Annotated in this window: 18 protein-coding genes, 3 tRNA genes and 1 pseudogene; 17 read left to right on the top strand and 5 right to left on the bottom strand. The window is 47.3% G+C overall.

Going from position 1 to position 14,082, the window contains the following annotated elements; genetic code table 11:
• Positions 1-111: 111 nt before the first annotated feature.
• From ACWKXT_RS14655 to ACWKXT_RS14645, 3 genes are all read right to left on the bottom strand, one after another.
• Complete coding sequence (locus ACWKXT_RS14655) at positions 112-378, bottom strand: hypothetical protein (protein ID WP_454532734.1); 267 nt, start codon at positions 376-378, stop codon at positions 112-114.
• 60 nt (positions 379-438) lie between these two features.
• Positions 439-660 carry a hypothetical protein gene (locus ACWKXT_RS14650; RefSeq protein ID WP_230278572.1) on the bottom strand — a complete coding sequence of 74 codons (222 nt, stop codon included), beginning with the start codon at positions 658-660 and terminating at the stop codon, positions 439-441.
• Positions 661-851: 191 nt separating this feature from the next.
• Positions 852-1,553 (bottom strand): XRE family transcriptional regulator, encoded by a 702-nt coding sequence (locus ACWKXT_RS14645; protein WP_454532733.1) that lies wholly within the window; start codon positions 1,551-1,553, stop codon positions 852-854.
• 124 nt (positions 1,554-1,677) lie between these two features.
• On the opposite strand from ACWKXT_RS14645, the gene ACWKXT_RS14640 reads away from it, so the two are divergent.
• The 5 genes from ACWKXT_RS14640 (at position 1,678) to ACWKXT_RS14620 (ending at position 5,994) form a co-directional block, all read left to right on the top strand.
• Entirely contained in the window at positions 1,678-1,905 is a 228-nt protein-coding gene (locus ACWKXT_RS14640; protein WP_047345111.1) for a transcriptional regulator, read from the top strand.
• A 1-nt stretch (position 1,906) separates the two neighbouring features.
• Positions 1,907-2,200 (top strand): hypothetical protein, encoded by a 294-nt coding sequence (locus ACWKXT_RS14635; protein WP_454532732.1) that lies wholly within the window; start codon positions 1,907-1,909, stop codon positions 2,198-2,200.
• A gap of 427 nt (positions 2,201-2,627) precedes the next feature.
• Positions 2,628-4,247: a DEAD/DEAH box helicase gene (locus ACWKXT_RS14630; RefSeq protein ID WP_454532731.1), complete on the top strand. Its 1,620-nt coding sequence runs from the start codon at positions 2,628-2,630 to the stop codon at positions 4,245-4,247.
• Positions 4,244-5,215, top strand: a complete 972-nt coding sequence (locus ACWKXT_RS14625; protein WP_454532730.1) for a toprim domain-containing protein — start codon at positions 4,244-4,246, stop codon at positions 5,213-5,215. Before ACWKXT_RS14630 ends, ACWKXT_RS14625 begins: the two co-directional genes overlap by 4 nt.
• A complete protein-coding gene (locus ACWKXT_RS14620; RefSeq protein ID WP_454532729.1) occupies positions 5,212-5,994 on the top strand; it encodes an antitermination protein Q in 783 nt (260 codons plus the stop codon). Before ACWKXT_RS14625 ends, ACWKXT_RS14620 begins: the two co-directional genes overlap by 4 nt.
• A 299-nt stretch (positions 5,995-6,293) precedes the next feature.
• Here the strand turns inward: ACWKXT_RS14620 and ACWKXT_RS14615 are convergent, their stop codons facing one another.
• A complete protein-coding gene (locus ACWKXT_RS14615) occupies positions 6,294-7,097 on the bottom strand; it encodes a DUF3800 domain-containing protein (RefSeq protein ID WP_454532728.1) in 804 nt (267 codons plus the stop codon).
• Between the two features lie 116 nt (positions 7,098-7,213).
• Between ACWKXT_RS14615 and ACWKXT_RS14610 the strand changes: the two genes are divergently transcribed.
• The 11 genes and pseudogenes from ACWKXT_RS14610 (at position 7,214) to ACWKXT_RS14560 (ending at position 12,255) form a co-directional block, all read left to right on the top strand.
• Positions 7,214-7,290, top strand: a tRNA-Leu gene (locus ACWKXT_RS14610).
• 78 nt (positions 7,291-7,368) lie between these two features.
• Positions 7,369-7,444, top strand: a tRNA-Thr gene (locus ACWKXT_RS14605).
• 4 nt (positions 7,445-7,448) lie between these two features.
• Positions 7,449-7,523: transfer RNA gene (locus ACWKXT_RS14600), tRNA-Gly, on the top strand.
• A 351-nt stretch (positions 7,524-7,874) separates the two neighbouring features.
• Positions 7,875-8,141 carry a hypothetical protein gene (locus ACWKXT_RS14595; protein ID WP_454532727.1) on the top strand — a complete coding sequence of 89 codons (267 nt, stop codon included), beginning with the start codon at positions 7,875-7,877 and terminating at the stop codon, positions 8,139-8,141.
• 137 nt (positions 8,142-8,278) lie between these two features.
• Positions 8,279-8,624 (top strand): annotated as a pseudogene (locus ACWKXT_RS14590) (phage holin, lambda family).
• Positions 8,625-8,643: 19 nt separating this feature from the next.
• Positions 8,644-9,282 (top strand): hypothetical protein, encoded by a 639-nt coding sequence (locus ACWKXT_RS14585; protein WP_454532726.1) that lies wholly within the window; start codon positions 8,644-8,646, stop codon positions 9,280-9,282.
• Positions 9,283-9,441: 159 nt separating this feature from the next.
• Positions 9,442-9,846: a putative holin gene (locus ACWKXT_RS14580; RefSeq protein ID WP_454532725.1), complete on the top strand. Its 405-nt coding sequence runs from the start codon at positions 9,442-9,444 to the stop codon at positions 9,844-9,846.
• Positions 9,843-10,139 carry a phage holin family protein gene (locus tag ACWKXT_RS14575; protein ID WP_148576951.1) on the top strand — a complete coding sequence of 99 codons (297 nt, stop codon included), beginning with the start codon at positions 9,843-9,845 and terminating at the stop codon, positions 10,137-10,139. The genes ACWKXT_RS14580 and ACWKXT_RS14575 overlap by 4 nt, the downstream gene beginning before the upstream one ends.
• Positions 10,136-10,765: a glycoside hydrolase family 19 protein gene (locus tag ACWKXT_RS14570; RefSeq protein WP_454532724.1), complete on the top strand. Its 630-nt coding sequence runs from the start codon at positions 10,136-10,138 to the stop codon at positions 10,763-10,765. The genes ACWKXT_RS14575 and ACWKXT_RS14570 overlap by 4 nt, the downstream gene beginning before the upstream one ends.
• A 13-nt stretch (positions 10,766-10,778) precedes the next feature.
• Positions 10,779-11,315 carry a hypothetical protein gene (locus ACWKXT_RS14565; protein ID WP_454532723.1) on the top strand — a complete coding sequence of 179 codons (537 nt, stop codon included), beginning with the start codon at positions 10,779-10,781 and terminating at the stop codon, positions 11,313-11,315.
• Between the two features lie 154 nt (positions 11,316-11,469).
• On the top strand, positions 11,470-12,255 hold the full coding sequence (locus ACWKXT_RS14560) for a lytic polysaccharide monooxygenase (RefSeq protein WP_454532722.1): 786 nt from the start codon (positions 11,470-11,472) through the stop codon (positions 12,253-12,255).
• A gap of 62 nt (positions 12,256-12,317) precedes the next feature.
• Here the strand turns inward: ACWKXT_RS14560 and ACWKXT_RS14555 are convergent, their stop codons facing one another.
• Positions 12,318-12,812 (bottom strand): hypothetical protein, encoded by a 495-nt coding sequence (locus tag ACWKXT_RS14555; protein ID WP_454532721.1) that lies wholly within the window; start codon positions 12,810-12,812, stop codon positions 12,318-12,320.
• A gap of 764 nt (positions 12,813-13,576) precedes the next feature.
• Between ACWKXT_RS14555 and ACWKXT_RS14550 the strand changes: the two genes are divergently transcribed.
• Positions 13,577-14,080 (top strand): DUF1441 family protein, encoded by a 504-nt coding sequence (locus ACWKXT_RS14550; RefSeq protein ID WP_194386679.1) that lies wholly within the window; start codon positions 13,577-13,579, stop codon positions 14,078-14,080.
• Positions 14,081-14,082 lie beyond the last annotated feature (2 nt).

The raw sequence follows: 14,082 nt of genomic DNA, 5'->3' as shown, positions 1-14,082 counted from the left end.
TAGCGTCTACTGGTAATGTTTTATGATGCATGATTTCACCGTTGTGAGCTTAGTTTTGCCTCAATATCTTTTAATTCACGGCAACATTTCTTTGCATAGACATGGAAAGTGTCATGGCTGCTTTCTCTTATGTAGGTTTTTATTTGTCATGTAAGTCATGGTGCACAGTTCATTAATGAGGGATGTAAAGCGCCCAGCAACTCGTACGTCGGTACGTGTTATGGCTGGCATGAGTAATTCTATAAACTCTGCGCGCAATTCCTGAGCATACTTATTTGCAGCTTCTGCGGTTTTTGCTGCGTCATCAATATAGAGATCGGCTGGATTGCGATATGTGTGGTTAAATTCAGACAACTGGATAACTTTATTAGTTTTCATAAAATATTTCTCAAGGTGAGTTTGTTAGCACTAGTAAAGGCGTTTATTGATAAAATAATTTCAAAGCTTATTTGTATCGAAATCTGCAATTCTGTCGTTAACTTCTTCCAGTGTTTTAACGACCAGAGTTATAAGAGCATGCTCACGTTCTTCTTCCTGGCTGACCATCGTTTCAAGTAATAGCCATAAAGAAGCAGAGCAACAGCGCAAATCATGTGACCAGTTCATGAGCATATCGCTTGTTTCAAGGCGGTCTAATTGAACTGTTTTCTTGGTTTCCATGCTGCCTCCTACAGTAAGTGAGTTAAGTAATTAAGATTGTCGTTTAATTACTTAAGTTGTAGTAAGGATGGATCGTTAAACGGAAAAGGTCAACCACTAAAGTGATTTTATTTTTAATGAGTAAAGTAATTTATTGTTTGATAAGCAAAAAAAAGACCGCCTAAGCGGTCTGATTCGATAAATTGGAGAGGTTAGGCAAAGCGCTTGATCGCAGCAGATTGCTTAACTAATACCTTCGCTAAAACGTGGAACTGATCTTCATCAGCGGCATCAATTTGCCAAGAGCTATACAGCTTGTTATCTGATAGGACAACCAAGCTGTTCTTCTGCATCTGTAGTCGTTTTATATGGATGGTTTTACCGAACACAAACACATAAATTCCGTCGCCTTCGAAGTAATTAACCGTTGTGTCAACAAAGATAAAGTCACCTGGATCAATGGTTCCTTCCATGCTGTCGCCCCTGACTGTAATCACTTTTATTGAGGAAGCAGGCCGGTTACCAAACATGCTTCTGGCATGCTCCTCTGTGAACTCAATGGCGCGAATGGTTTCGATAAACTCAGAGGATAAAAATGTGCCGGGTCCTGCGCTCGCCTGTATATCCAGCAGGTCAACCCTGTAAGCGCCAGTGCTAACAGGCTCCACTACCTTCATGGGCAACAGCTCAGAAGATTGATCGGTTACGGGCATTTCACCTGAAGCAAGCCATTCAGGTCGAACATTCAGAGCTTTTGCTAGCTCTACTGTTCTGCGCGAGCCAGAGGCATTGCCTGACGTTAACTTCCAAATACTTGATTGCGACATCCCAACCAATTTAGCCAGGGATGCTTGAGTCATTCCCGCCGCTCTCATGGCTTCCGTAAGCCTATCTGCAAAAGTGTTGTTCGACATAATGATTACTCCAAAAGTTGTTAAAAATTTAGACCAAATGAAGAATCAAGTCAAAAAGTAATTGGCATCCTTGCAAGTAATTGCCTTAATCGCTAAAGTAATATTAAATTACTAAGGGGGTTTTATGATTTCAGAGCCTATCGATATAGCAATCAGATGTGCCGGAAGCCAGGGCGCGCTTGCAAAGCAGTGTGGTGTATCGCAAGCAACGGTCTGGAAATGGCGTCATGGGAAAAAAGTTAAGGCCGAGCATGTATTGAAAATTGTGGCTGCGGCCAGTGGTCAAGTAGCTGCATATCAAATCAGACCTGACTTGCCGGAGCTATTCCCAAAGCCAGAGAAAGAGCAGTGATATGACACTTGATTATCAACCGGTTGACATGCCCGTGGCTTTTAGCCAGACCGATGCCGATTGGATCAAGCAGCAGTTACTGAGCCTGACGCCATCAGCACGACAAAAAGCCATTCTGCGTTATGCAGCTGTGTATCAGGAATCGTTCGAAGCCGAGCCCGTTTCATACCGCAAGGAGAACCGGGCAAGGCATGAAGCAAATATGCGGCTTCGCCTGTTTGTGAGAAATCACGGCAGGGCTTTACAGGGGTATACCGCCGAACCTCCCCTGGCCGGAACGCCACCGCGTTCCTGATTGTTGCGGGTTTAAAGGTACCCGGACAAAAGCAGGCTTAAAGGTGCCTGTTTAGGTTGGCAACCCACTAACTCAATTCCCTGTGTGTACTAGGTAAGTAGTACGTTTTTATGGGGAAGAGGGAAAGGGGGGTAAGGGGGGATTGGGTGTAGGGGTAGGAATAGGGTCTTTTCCAACAGGAGAGATCCATTGGTTAAGTAGATCACTGTCTTAAGGGCGCAATTAAAAAAACGCCCGTATCAGCAAACCAGTACAAAGCGCTCTGGCGCTGAGAAACAAAAAGGGTTCTTTCTGGAAGAGTGATTTTTCAGGGGAGCTGAATCAGAAGGGAGGCTGGCAGCCTTTGGGGAGGCCACCAGCCATGTGAGGGGGAATCCATGAAAACCACATCACAGAATTATTATCTCATCACCGCGGGGTCCGCACAATGCAGCTGACGATCACACCGAATTTTGCACAGGAACGAGCACTTAACCAGCTGCGCCGTAACTGGAAGGATACGGAAACCTTCATGGTGTACTCGCCGACGGGCAGCGGTAAAACAGGACTGGCCGCCTTCATCGTTGCGGGGTTCGTCAGTCGTGGCATGCGGGTAATGTTTTGCGCGCCTTACCAGATCCTCATTACCCAAACAGCAAATCGTTTTGTGGAGTATGGGTTGCCGGGTGATGAAATCGGCTATGTCTGGGCGGATCACCCAAACTACGATCCTACCCTCAAAATACAAATCGCCAGCGCCGATACGCTTATTCGTCGCGTGTTCCCTGACAATATCGATCTGCTGATTATCGACGAAGCGCACCTGCGCAAAAAACGCATCCTGCAGGATATCGAACGCCTGCGTGAAAAAGGCGTGAAAGTGATCGGCCTGTCGGGTACACCGTTTTCCCCGTTCCTGGGCAAATACTATGACCGACTGATTAAGCCAACCACCATCGGCGAGCTGATCCAGCGCGGCGACCTGAGCAAATACGAATTTTACGCGCCCACAAAGCCGGATCTGAAAGGGGTTAAAACCTCTCCGTCCCTGCAGTACGGTACCGACTACAACGAGGCGCAGCTGGCGGAGATCATGTGCGGTTCCACGCTGGTGGGCGATATCGTTCAAAACTGGCTGGAGAACGGCCGGGACCTGCCGACAATCGCGTTCTGCGTCAACGTAGACCACGCTAATTTTCTGACTATTCAGTTTAACCAGGCTGGCGTAAATGCAGAGGTTATGACTGCAGATACGCCTGCGGAAGAACGCCAAACCATCATTCACCGCTTCGAAACTGGCGCCACAAAAATCATCGTCAGTGTAGGGGTGCTGGTTGCCGGGTTCGACAGCGATGTTCGCTGCATCATCTACGCCAGGCCAACTAAGAGCGAAATTCGCTGGCTGCAGGCGCTCGGGCGTGGCTTGCGCACCGCTCCGGGTAAAGAGTCCTGCCTCATCTTCGATCACAGCGGAACCGTGCACCGCTTGGGTTATCCGGACTCTATCGAATATGACGATCTTCTGGGTAAATCAGACGGGATGGAGGAGGGCGCGCGCCGCGCAGCTGAGGAACGAGCAGAGAAGCTGCCTCACGAATGCTCGCAATGCCACTTCATGAAGCCTGCTGGCGTCTATGTCTGCCCTAAATGTGGCCACAAGCCGCTGGCCGGTGAGGACATTGATACCGACACCGGGCGAAAACTCAAAAAACTTGGGGGCGAGCAGCGCCAGCCGACGAAAGCAGAGAAACAAGCCTGGTGGAGTCAGATCAAATTCTATCAGCGCCAGCGCGTATCGCTGGGGAAAAAGCCTGTCAGCGATGCCTGGTGTGCTCACACCTTCCGCGAACGTTTTGGCGAATGGCCGAACGGACTGAGCGATTACCCGATGGACATCACGCCAACAGTTTCAAACTTCATTAAGCACAAGCGGATCAGCTTCGCCAGACGAATCGAAAAAGAGCAGCGCCAGCAGGCAAAGGCAGAAGAGCTGCCTACCCAGGAAAGAATTCAGCAGGCGCTTAATCGCGTCAGTGATATCAGACAGCAGTTAGGAAAACGAGCATGAAAACGGTAGAAGCAGCAAAAGGCCAGTGGGCCATGATTTTTGAGCATTACGGACTGCCGCCTATCACCGGTAAAAACCACTTTAGAGGGAAATGCCCGCTGTGTGATTCGGTTGGCAAATTCCGCATCGACGACCGCGACGGTGCAGGAACATGGATCTGCACCTGCGGCAGCGGTACGGGAATGGACTTGGTTACCAAAACCCAGGGCAAACCATTTAACGAGGTTTGCCGCGAAATCGATGCACTTATCGGCAATACGTTCAGGCGTGACAAAATTCCCGAGACTAGCGACGCTTCCAAGCTGCGGAAAAAGGTGCTCAGTAATTTTGCAAAAATGTCACCCCTGCGCGGTACATGCGCCGCTGAATACCTTAACTCACGGGGTATTTATCAGCTTCCGGCTGAGTCCGTGCGGCTTAATCCCAAGCAACGGCATAACGGACGGGTGTACCAGTCTATTTATTCACTGGCAACAGATGATAAAGGCGAGCTGTGTTACCTCCATCAGACGTTATTGGATGGTGCAAAAAAGGCTGACATCGGGGCCAGCGCCAAGCGGCAGAAATCACTGCAGGAAGATAACTATCTTGATCACGCTCGCTCAGTTGCGATCCGTATGTTCCCAGTCGCCAGCACGCTGGGCATCGCAGAAGGAATCGAAACCGCCTTGTCTGCTCATCAAATTTACAAGGTGAATACCTGGGCCACCATGACAAGCGGATTCATGAAGAAATTCCGTGTTCCTGCAGGCGTGAAGAATTTGATTATTTTTGCAGATCGAGACGTAAACAGCGCCACCGGATTGGCTGCGGCCACGGAATGCGCTCATGCCAACTTAATGGCAAAAAATGACCTGCAAAAAATCAGCATCTACTACCCGGATAACGGTGATTTTAACGACATGCTCATGAACGGCGATCAGGTTCGTGAAATGGTTTTCTATAAAAAACAGCAGGTGGCCGCATGAAACTGGAAGCATCACTCAAACATTTTAGTCCTCAGGGCATGCACATCAGCGACGACGTGAAAGGAACCTCTCCGGATCGTCTCACCGGTACTGATGTTATGGCGGCCATTGGTACCACCAGCAGCCGTGCGCGCTTCGGCCTGGCGGCGTTCTTCGGTAAAGCGGGAATCAGCAAAACGGATGAACAGCTCGCAGTTCAGGCGCTGGCGCGATATGCGATGGATGCCGCACCGAAGAATGTTCGCAAAGCAGCTGGTGGGCAGTTCGGATGGTGTATGCAGATGTTGGCACAATTTGCCTTTGCTGATTACTCCCGTTCGGCGGCTACCAGCGTGACGTGTCACAGCTGCAGTGGTACCGGGTTTATCTCCGGGAATGAGGATGTGGTTAAACATCCCGGTATTTTCGACGCCGACGGTGCCGTAGTGGTGGCCCCGAAGATTAAAAATGAGCTGGTGAATAGGGTTTGCGGAACATGCGGAGGAAAGAAAGTGATCCTTGCCCGGTGCAGGTGTGGCGGTAAAGGCGAAGTGTTGGACCGCAAAGCGACTAAAGACCGCGGCGCACCGGTTTTCAAAACGTGTGAACGTTGCTCTGGTAATGGCTTCTCTGTTATCTCCTCGGCGACGGTACACCGTGCCATTCTGAAGCGTCTCCCGGACCTCCATCAGTCCTCATGGTCACGCAACTGGAAACCCTTCTATGAAATGCTGGTGGACACTCTGCGCCAGGGAGAGCGTCACGCGGCTGTAGAATTCGAGAAGGCTTCAACTTATTAATATGATCGGAGCAAATTGCGACATTTTTTGCATGTTAGTATTGACTTTGCATAAAGTTGCCCTGTATGCTTCTAATTATGGAGTATAACGCCTGTAGATAATTAATCTCGAAAAGCCCGCCACGTTGCGGGTTTTTTATTGTTGGTAATCGTTGACACCATCAGGTATCCCCATGTAAATTTTAACCATCTAAGAATTTGGGAATGAAGAGGCGGCTCCCAAAAGTTAACCGCCAAGTTGGTAACTTCGACTCGATAATTGGTCTGGGACTCCAACCATGTCGGCTGAGAGGTCGGCATTTATTTCTTTTTCGGCAATGGATGTTTTAGCTTCACTGATTTTGTTTCAATATCTCTAGGCCCTCTGTTTTTGTCATAAAAGTACCAAATATTGAACTTCCTTTCTGTATGCCATGTGTCATGTTGCAAATGCTCCCATCCTAAGTAAGACGCAACGTTATTTGACACCTTAAGCTTTGCCTCCGAAGATGCTTTTCCTTGATAAGCACACATGACAGCTCCGAGGAAAAAGTCGGCCATTTGGATATTTTCAGATGCTTTGGAGTCCTTTGTCACAACGCTACTGATAATCCCTTGACGACCAAATTTAATATTTAGCACGTTGTTAGCTATAACATGGAATTCTTCATCTGCTTTTTTGTAGCGAGATGCTATTGGGTCTACTTCGATCCTGAAGTAACTGTCCCGTTCTGGATGGGCTGAGATAACGGAGCCAATTTTGGTCGATATGAGATTAGTGAAATGCTTTCTCCGGGCTAAGTCATAATCCCCATTGTGAAATGACTTATTAACCATTGACTTTTCAACAACTATACAGTGGAAAGCTAGCCATGGAGCCCTGAAGAAGACGTCAATTAGTTCGTGATAAAAAGCGGCGTAACGCTTAGAAGACGCTTTTTGCCATTTAATTTCTTCATAAAACGCATGTTTTTCTCGTAGGCTCCGGATTAATTGCGCAAAATCACCACGTCGTTGATACTTCATCCAAAGACTCCCAAAGCCATAGAATCGCTGGCCATCAATTCCTGATTCGTCACAAGCAATATGCCAAATCAATTTTCCTGGATTTTCATTCTCAGCCATAGAGTAGATGCCACATGGTTACAGTGAAGCGTAATATTTAATCACAAATGTAACGTATTGATAAAGATCGTTTTATCCTGTGCTTGGCGGCTACGTTTATGTATGCTTCATTTCTCGGCCCTTTAGCTCAGTTGGCTGGAGCATTCGGTTCAAAACTGATTGATCGATGGTTCAATTTCAGTAAGGGCCACCATACCGCCACTAGCTCATCGGGAAGAGCAGCAACCCAGGTGTTTTGGTACGGAGCCCGAGGCTCCGGTGGCGGACCAACGCCGACTTAGCTCAGTAGGTAGAGCAACTGACTTGTAATCAGTAGGTCACCAGTTCGATTCCGGTAGTCGGCACCATAATGCGGGCATCGTATAATGGCTATTACCTCAGCCTTCCAAGCTGATGATGCGGGTTCGATTCCCGCTGCCCGCTCCAGTTTAAGCTTTTCGGTCTGCAATGATGGGTTTCCCGGAGTGACTGAAAAGCGCCCCGGTTTTGAATGGGCGCTGCTTTTTGCAACATTGCTGTGTGAAAATACTGACCTTTGGGTTCAGCGCTCATCCAAAAGCATCTCGTCAAAATCCAGTTAACCTCGGGTGGTTTGTTGGATGAGGTGCCTCAAATTCAAATAGCCTCGCTTCGGTGGGGCTTTTTGTTTTCCGATGATACGATAGAAGTATTCGTCGTAGCTATCCTTTTTACGCCGTTCACTACGTCGATCCGACCCATGAAATTGTTGAAAAACGAACTACACTGTTGTTGTTATCCAACACAGTGAGGTTTGCCATGATCCGAAGAATTACCGATGAAGAAAAAAACAAAGTGGATGCTCTTCTCAGAGAGCACTTCGTATTGGATGCGGATATTACTGACGACACCAAAATCTTTAACGAACCTGAGAAAGAAGTATCCACTGAGGATGCTTCTCAACTGATTTTATTTCATCAGGATCTGGAAAAAAAGTTCGGTAGAGAATTACTTCCAATCGCACCTTTTTTCTATTATTCAGGTGAAGTTTATGTTTACCTAGCCTTAAATATGAAAGGGTACTAAAAAGTTATATATGAAACAAATAACTTCACTATGATGTTATTGAATATATTTAACTAAAGAATTTATCCCTAGGCTGCCAATCGGCGGCCTTTTATATTTCCTCCAAAAAGCACCCGCCCACAGCGAGGTGAGAGACGATGAAAATGCCACACAATCCATACAACTGGCCTGCCTGGCTCGAGCTTTTGCAGAGCTGGTAGCGCGGAGAAACGCCGCTGGGTGCCGTACTGATGGCATTCATCATGGCCGCGCTTCGAATCGCATACACGGGGGGGCTGGAAAAAGATACTGCTCGAAGGTCTTCTGTGCGGGGCGTCGACCCTGACGGTCGCCTCCGGGCTGGAATACATTGAACGGACAAAGTCGCTGTCGATTGCCATTGGTGGTGGGATTGGCTTTATCGGCGTTGAGCAGTTGCGTTTTTTGAAACTTAATTTATTCTTTATCTTGCGTCAATTCAAAATGCCACCAGAGAACCACTAACCAGCGTGAGGATATCTTTATGTCAGATTTGGGATGTAAGCAGAGTGATTGGGTTCATAATGATTCTGATACTGTATATTTGATTAAATCTCCGGGTCTTTTTTCTGATACACAAAAAAATTTTTTTTCTACCGGGGATACCATTACCTTTTGCCGTGATGGTTTAATTAAAATTAAATCTGCGAGTCTTTTTCAGGGGGAAATGAGTGGTGGTATGGCTCAGGGGACAGGTAAAGCCTCGTTTCTCACCTTAAATAATGTTACAAAGCTAACTTTGTACGCTGATGTGATAAATAAGACCAGACCTGACGAAGTGTATAATCATGGCATTGCTAATTATATTATGGAATTCGGTGAGATTGTTATCTGGGAAGGGAACATTATTGGTTCTAAACATGTTTTAATTCGTAGGCATGATTTGGAATATAATCCTGTTATTATTGAAGATGTTTCTTTTTTGGAACAGTCTTTTGAGCATTATCCTGAAACTGAGTCAGTTGCCAAGTTAAGGGCTGTCTTTGAGTCTGCAGTAGCAGAGAAATGTCCAGATTTATCAATATCTAAAAACCATGATGACGAATATGAAGATGATGTGATAAAAAAATCATGGGGGATTATCAATTTTTTGTCTGATAATGGGTTAGTACAGATTACTTGATTGCTTACCTGCACATTATATCCATTTAGTTATTGCTTTATATAATCACTCAATGTTTTAAATTAAACTTGGATTTTCTATTTATAGGCCACCATCTGGTGGCCTTTTTTCTTTCCCCTCAATTTTCTGAGAGGATCCACAGCAAAAAGAGGGGGCAAAATGTCCGCAGAACCAATATCTGCAACGGTAACGGCAGGCGTGGCCGCCGGGACTACCGGAATTACCTTCGCCACGTTATTTCCTGAAGCCACACCTGCAGTAATGGTCTGCTCACTCGCCGGGGCGGCGTTGTACATCCTCAGTTCCGAAGACCACAAAATCTGGAAGCAGATACTCTTCGCATTAATTTCGTTCATTGGCGGAATTTACTGTGCCGGAACTGCCTCGGAGATTATCGCCGCCCTGATAAACGCCGGGCTCAACCAGCTTAGCCCGTCTGTCACCATCAAGGTTTCCCCGGCGATTGGCGCGCTGGCTGCCTCTACGGTTTCCGTGACTATTCTGCTGCGCATTCTTGCCCGCTCAAAAACAGGCAATCTACCCGGCGTGAAGGGGGAAGAATGACGTGGCTACTGCAGAACTATCCCTGGTTGCTGCTTCACCTTAATGCACTGGCCTGCATCATGATCTCAGGTCGCCTGATGTTCTTCCGTAAACGGAGCATGCGCCGCCGCCGAATCATGGAGTTCGTGGCCTACGGTCTCATACTGGCGCCAGCCTATACAGCCTTTCGGATCTGGCACGGTGATTATGTCCAGGTCGATTATGGAGAAATACTCATCAACGTTGTTGTCTGCGTCGCTATCTGGCGTGCGGGCGGCAATATCGCTCGTATTACGGGAGAGAGCACAACGTGAACCAAACACAATTTCAGAGGGCGGCAGGTATAAGCGCCGGACTAGCCGCGCGCTGGTTTTCACATATCGATGCTGCAATGAAGGAATTCGGTATCACGGCACCGCTCGATCAGGCCATGTTCATCGCACAGATGGGGCATGAGTCAGGCGGGTACACCCGGCTGGTGGAAAGCCTGAACTATGCGGCGGAAAACCTTGTCCCCAACTTCGGCAGTCACCGCATTACACACCAGCAGGCCGCCGCACTCGGTAGAACGGCAACGCAACCGGCAAATGAGAAAGCGATAGCCAATCTGGTTTATGGCGGTGAGTGGGGCAAAAAGAACCTGGGCAACCAGGCAGCTGGTGATGGCTGGAAATATCGAGGTCGCGGCCTGAAGCAAATCACCGGGCTAAGCAATTACCGCAGCTGTAGCCACGCTCTGAAGTTGGACCTGGTAACGCAGCCGGAACTGCTGGAGCAGGATGAATATGCAGCCCGCTCCGCTGCATGGTTCTATGTCTCACGGGGTTGCCTGCTTCACTCTGGCGACGTGGAGCGTGTGACGCTGCTTATTAACGGCGGTAGTAACGGCCTGGATAAACGTCGCGTGTTATTTAATCTGGCGAAATCTGTATTGGTGTGAGGTTGAATGTCCTGTGAAATTGACGACTTTTCCAATAGTAGTAGTAATCATTGCAGGTCTATCAATCGCTCTCATTAAAAGTTGTTCATACGCCAGCAGCATACAGAGCGATAACGACGTTCTGCGGAGTGATAACGCTTTGCAGGAGCAGGTGATCGCCACTCAGGCTTTCAACTTCAATCGGTTCAATCAGGTTGCAGAGCATGCCAACAAGCTTAACTCCCTGATAGACACCGGCACCGAAGAAACTGTAATCGAATACCGGGAGATTCTCCGCCGTGAAAAAACATGTGATCTGCCTGTTCCTGCTGATATCGCTGGTGGGTTGCTCGAATACGCGTACCGTTTACGTGCCAGCGCCATGCACACCGATACCAACAGACCTGACACAGCCGATGATCGTGCCGCTGCCACCAGCTCAATGACATACTGCCAGGCTGTTTTGTGGATTAAGCCGCTGCTGGCTGTGATAGAGAAGGGAAACAATAATTTTGCTGGCATTCGTAAAGCTGAGCAGGATCGTGAAAATGCTCGTACTGTTGAGCAATGAGAGCCAGATAAAACAGGTTGGTGCAATAGATTAAAACAATAACTATATAATGCATAATATATCAACGGTTTGTTATTTGCTGTTTATAAGAATGTTTGACTAAGCTTTGTTCGCAATCATCAGGATTGCTAATTAAAGTGATAAGGAACTCAATATGAAAAGAAAGTTACTCTGCGTCGCAATTCTGAGTATGTCTATTCCTGCTGTATCTTGGTCTCAAGGAGAGGGAAGCAAGTCGCCGCGCCATGGCACTGTATCAGAGCCGATTTCACGCCAGCAATTGTGCTTTGACGGGCAGGATTACCACTGGCCGGTTGATGGTGGTGATATAAAAAATGCAGCCTGCAAAATAGCTTATCAAAATAATTACAATAAATATAAGGATAAGCCTGAATTTTCAGGTTCAGAAAATGAGCAGAAATTAATTGAACAGTCAAACTATCCTTTTATACAGAAAGATGAGTTTGCGAAGTTAATACCTGAACCAGATTATAATGACCCTGAAAAGGTGAAGAAGGCCATTCCTGATGGACAGCTTTGTTCTGGTGGTAATGTCGGAACAGAAAAAGACAGTAAAAAACCCTATCTATATAACGATAAATCTGGCATTGATGTCGCTGCGCCATGGACAGCCAGCGATGTAACTTTAAATGATAAAGGAGAGTTGAATGTCACATGGCATGCGACGGCCACTCATGATCCTAGTTTCTTCGAAGTATACATTTCCAACGAGGGTTATGATGCCAGTGAACGGCCTTTAAAATGGAGTGATTTAACTTTACTTAAAAAGGACGATAAGCCAACCCTGGAGGGAGATAACTATAAACTCTCGGTGCCGGTGAATAACGCTAAAGGTAAAAGAGTGCTCTTTGTGCGCTGGCAGCGTGTAGATCCTGCCGGGGAGGGGTTTTATAGCTGCAGTGATATAAATATTAAGTAATTTTATTTGTATTGCTGCAGCATGAAGTGTCTGGTGGGAAATATTCCCACCAGTTTCAGGTTTTATCTACTGATTAGTTTATCACTTGGTCCAACATAGAACTTGCCGTCAGTGATCCTGAAGCTGAGAGTTGAACCATCAGGTTGGTTTGGGATATCTACTTCAAAGTCAAAGCTACCCTCTGCGATGAATGTAACTTTGCTGTGGGTTATGGTTAATGTGCCTTTCTTCGCATAAACCAGATATTGGTTTTCATCACCGTCATCTGCAGGGAAAAGATTAGTAAAACCAATGCTTACCGGAAGATTGCTATCTGCGAGGTTATAGGTTTGTTCGCCTGAGATATCCCAGTTGATGGAAATAAATACCAGCACGTGTGTTTTATCTTCCGGGTGTAATGGTCCTCTTCCCCAGGAACGCCTGATCCATTCTGGAACACCCCCTGGACCTTCATCATAACGACCGCCGATTATTGTGGCAGCAAAGTTAGCGCCGTTAACTTTGGCTGTCAGAGAGTTAACCGATTTACCGGGCAGTTGCAGAGTATTTCCAATCATATGGCGTGCTCCTTCTGTTGAATGAAGATAAAAGTTTAGAAGAGCACTCACGGTACGCCAGTTTTTGTTATCAAGGGAATCGAAAGGAGACGGCAGGCGAACTGCCAGAAGGAGAGGCTATGAATTACACTCGATGCACCTTTTGTGGTTCGGGTTTACACACCCGTGATAATTGCCCGCTTACATGGAGTGGCTGCGCTCGTCGGGTCAATTTTCGCTGTAGCTACTGCGGCGCAGCTGGTCACAATTCTAACTCCTGCCCGCGCAACGCCAGCAGCGCTAACCGGCGTCGTCTTAATGACGATTTCTATCTGGACTGAGTTATTGAGATGCTAAGGCGCCTCGAATTTGTCAGTTGGCCAGAATCTATCCTATGCTCAAATTTCCAACAACAGAGCGGAGTAGATGCTATGGCTGACATTGAAAAGACCCCATACCCAGAAAAAGAAGAAGTCCCAGTGGAACAAAAATATGTTTCCGAAGAGAAAAAAAGTATATCCGATGAGGAAGATGAAGAAGAGTAGTTGTAAAGAATATCGTTTTTAAAGGTTGCTTCGTGCGGCCTTTTTTATATCCGCTCTTTGATAGTCGCTCTCATTTATAAAAGGTACTCCTGGCGATTCTGAACACCGAGGGGGCGCGGACACGCGGAAAACGGCTAGTTTTTTGCATTTTATGGGTTTCATCATCATCCCTTTAACCTGTTGATATTTCAGTCCTGAGCATTAGCAGGATGTCGAAACGACTATTTTTTGTTCACCATCATGGATAACGAACTGAAAAATTTCCGGTTGAATATTACTCAGCTGGCAGCCATTACCGATCTGCACCGTCAGACGGTCGCAGGCAAGCTGGCAAATGTGCAACCCGCCCCCGGCAGCAATCCGAAACTTAAGCTTTATGCCATCACCGATATTTTGCGGGAGCTGCTGACAAGCACCACACCGTCCGAGCTGGTGGACGTCGACAAAATGCTTCCCCCGGATCGTAAAGCCTGGTTTCAGTCAGAGCGCGAAAGGCTCAAGTTTCAGCAGGAAACCGGGGAGCTGATCCCGGCATCCGAAGTCACCCGAGAGTTTTCCTCCATGGCGAAAGCGATGGTTCAGGTGCTGGAGACGTTACCCGATATTCTTGAGCGAGATTGCGCTATGACCCCGTCAGCAGTTGTCAGGGTTCAGCAGGTTATTGACGATCTGCGCGATCAGATAGCCCTCAAAGTTGAGCAGGCCGACTCACCGGAACAGGAGGATATGCCAGAAGAGGAGTAAGT

The organism is Enterobacter sp. UPMP701, from assembly GCF_053709515.1.
Note: the sequence above shows the minus strand (reverse complement) of the source record. Positions and strands in the feature narration are given on the sequence as shown.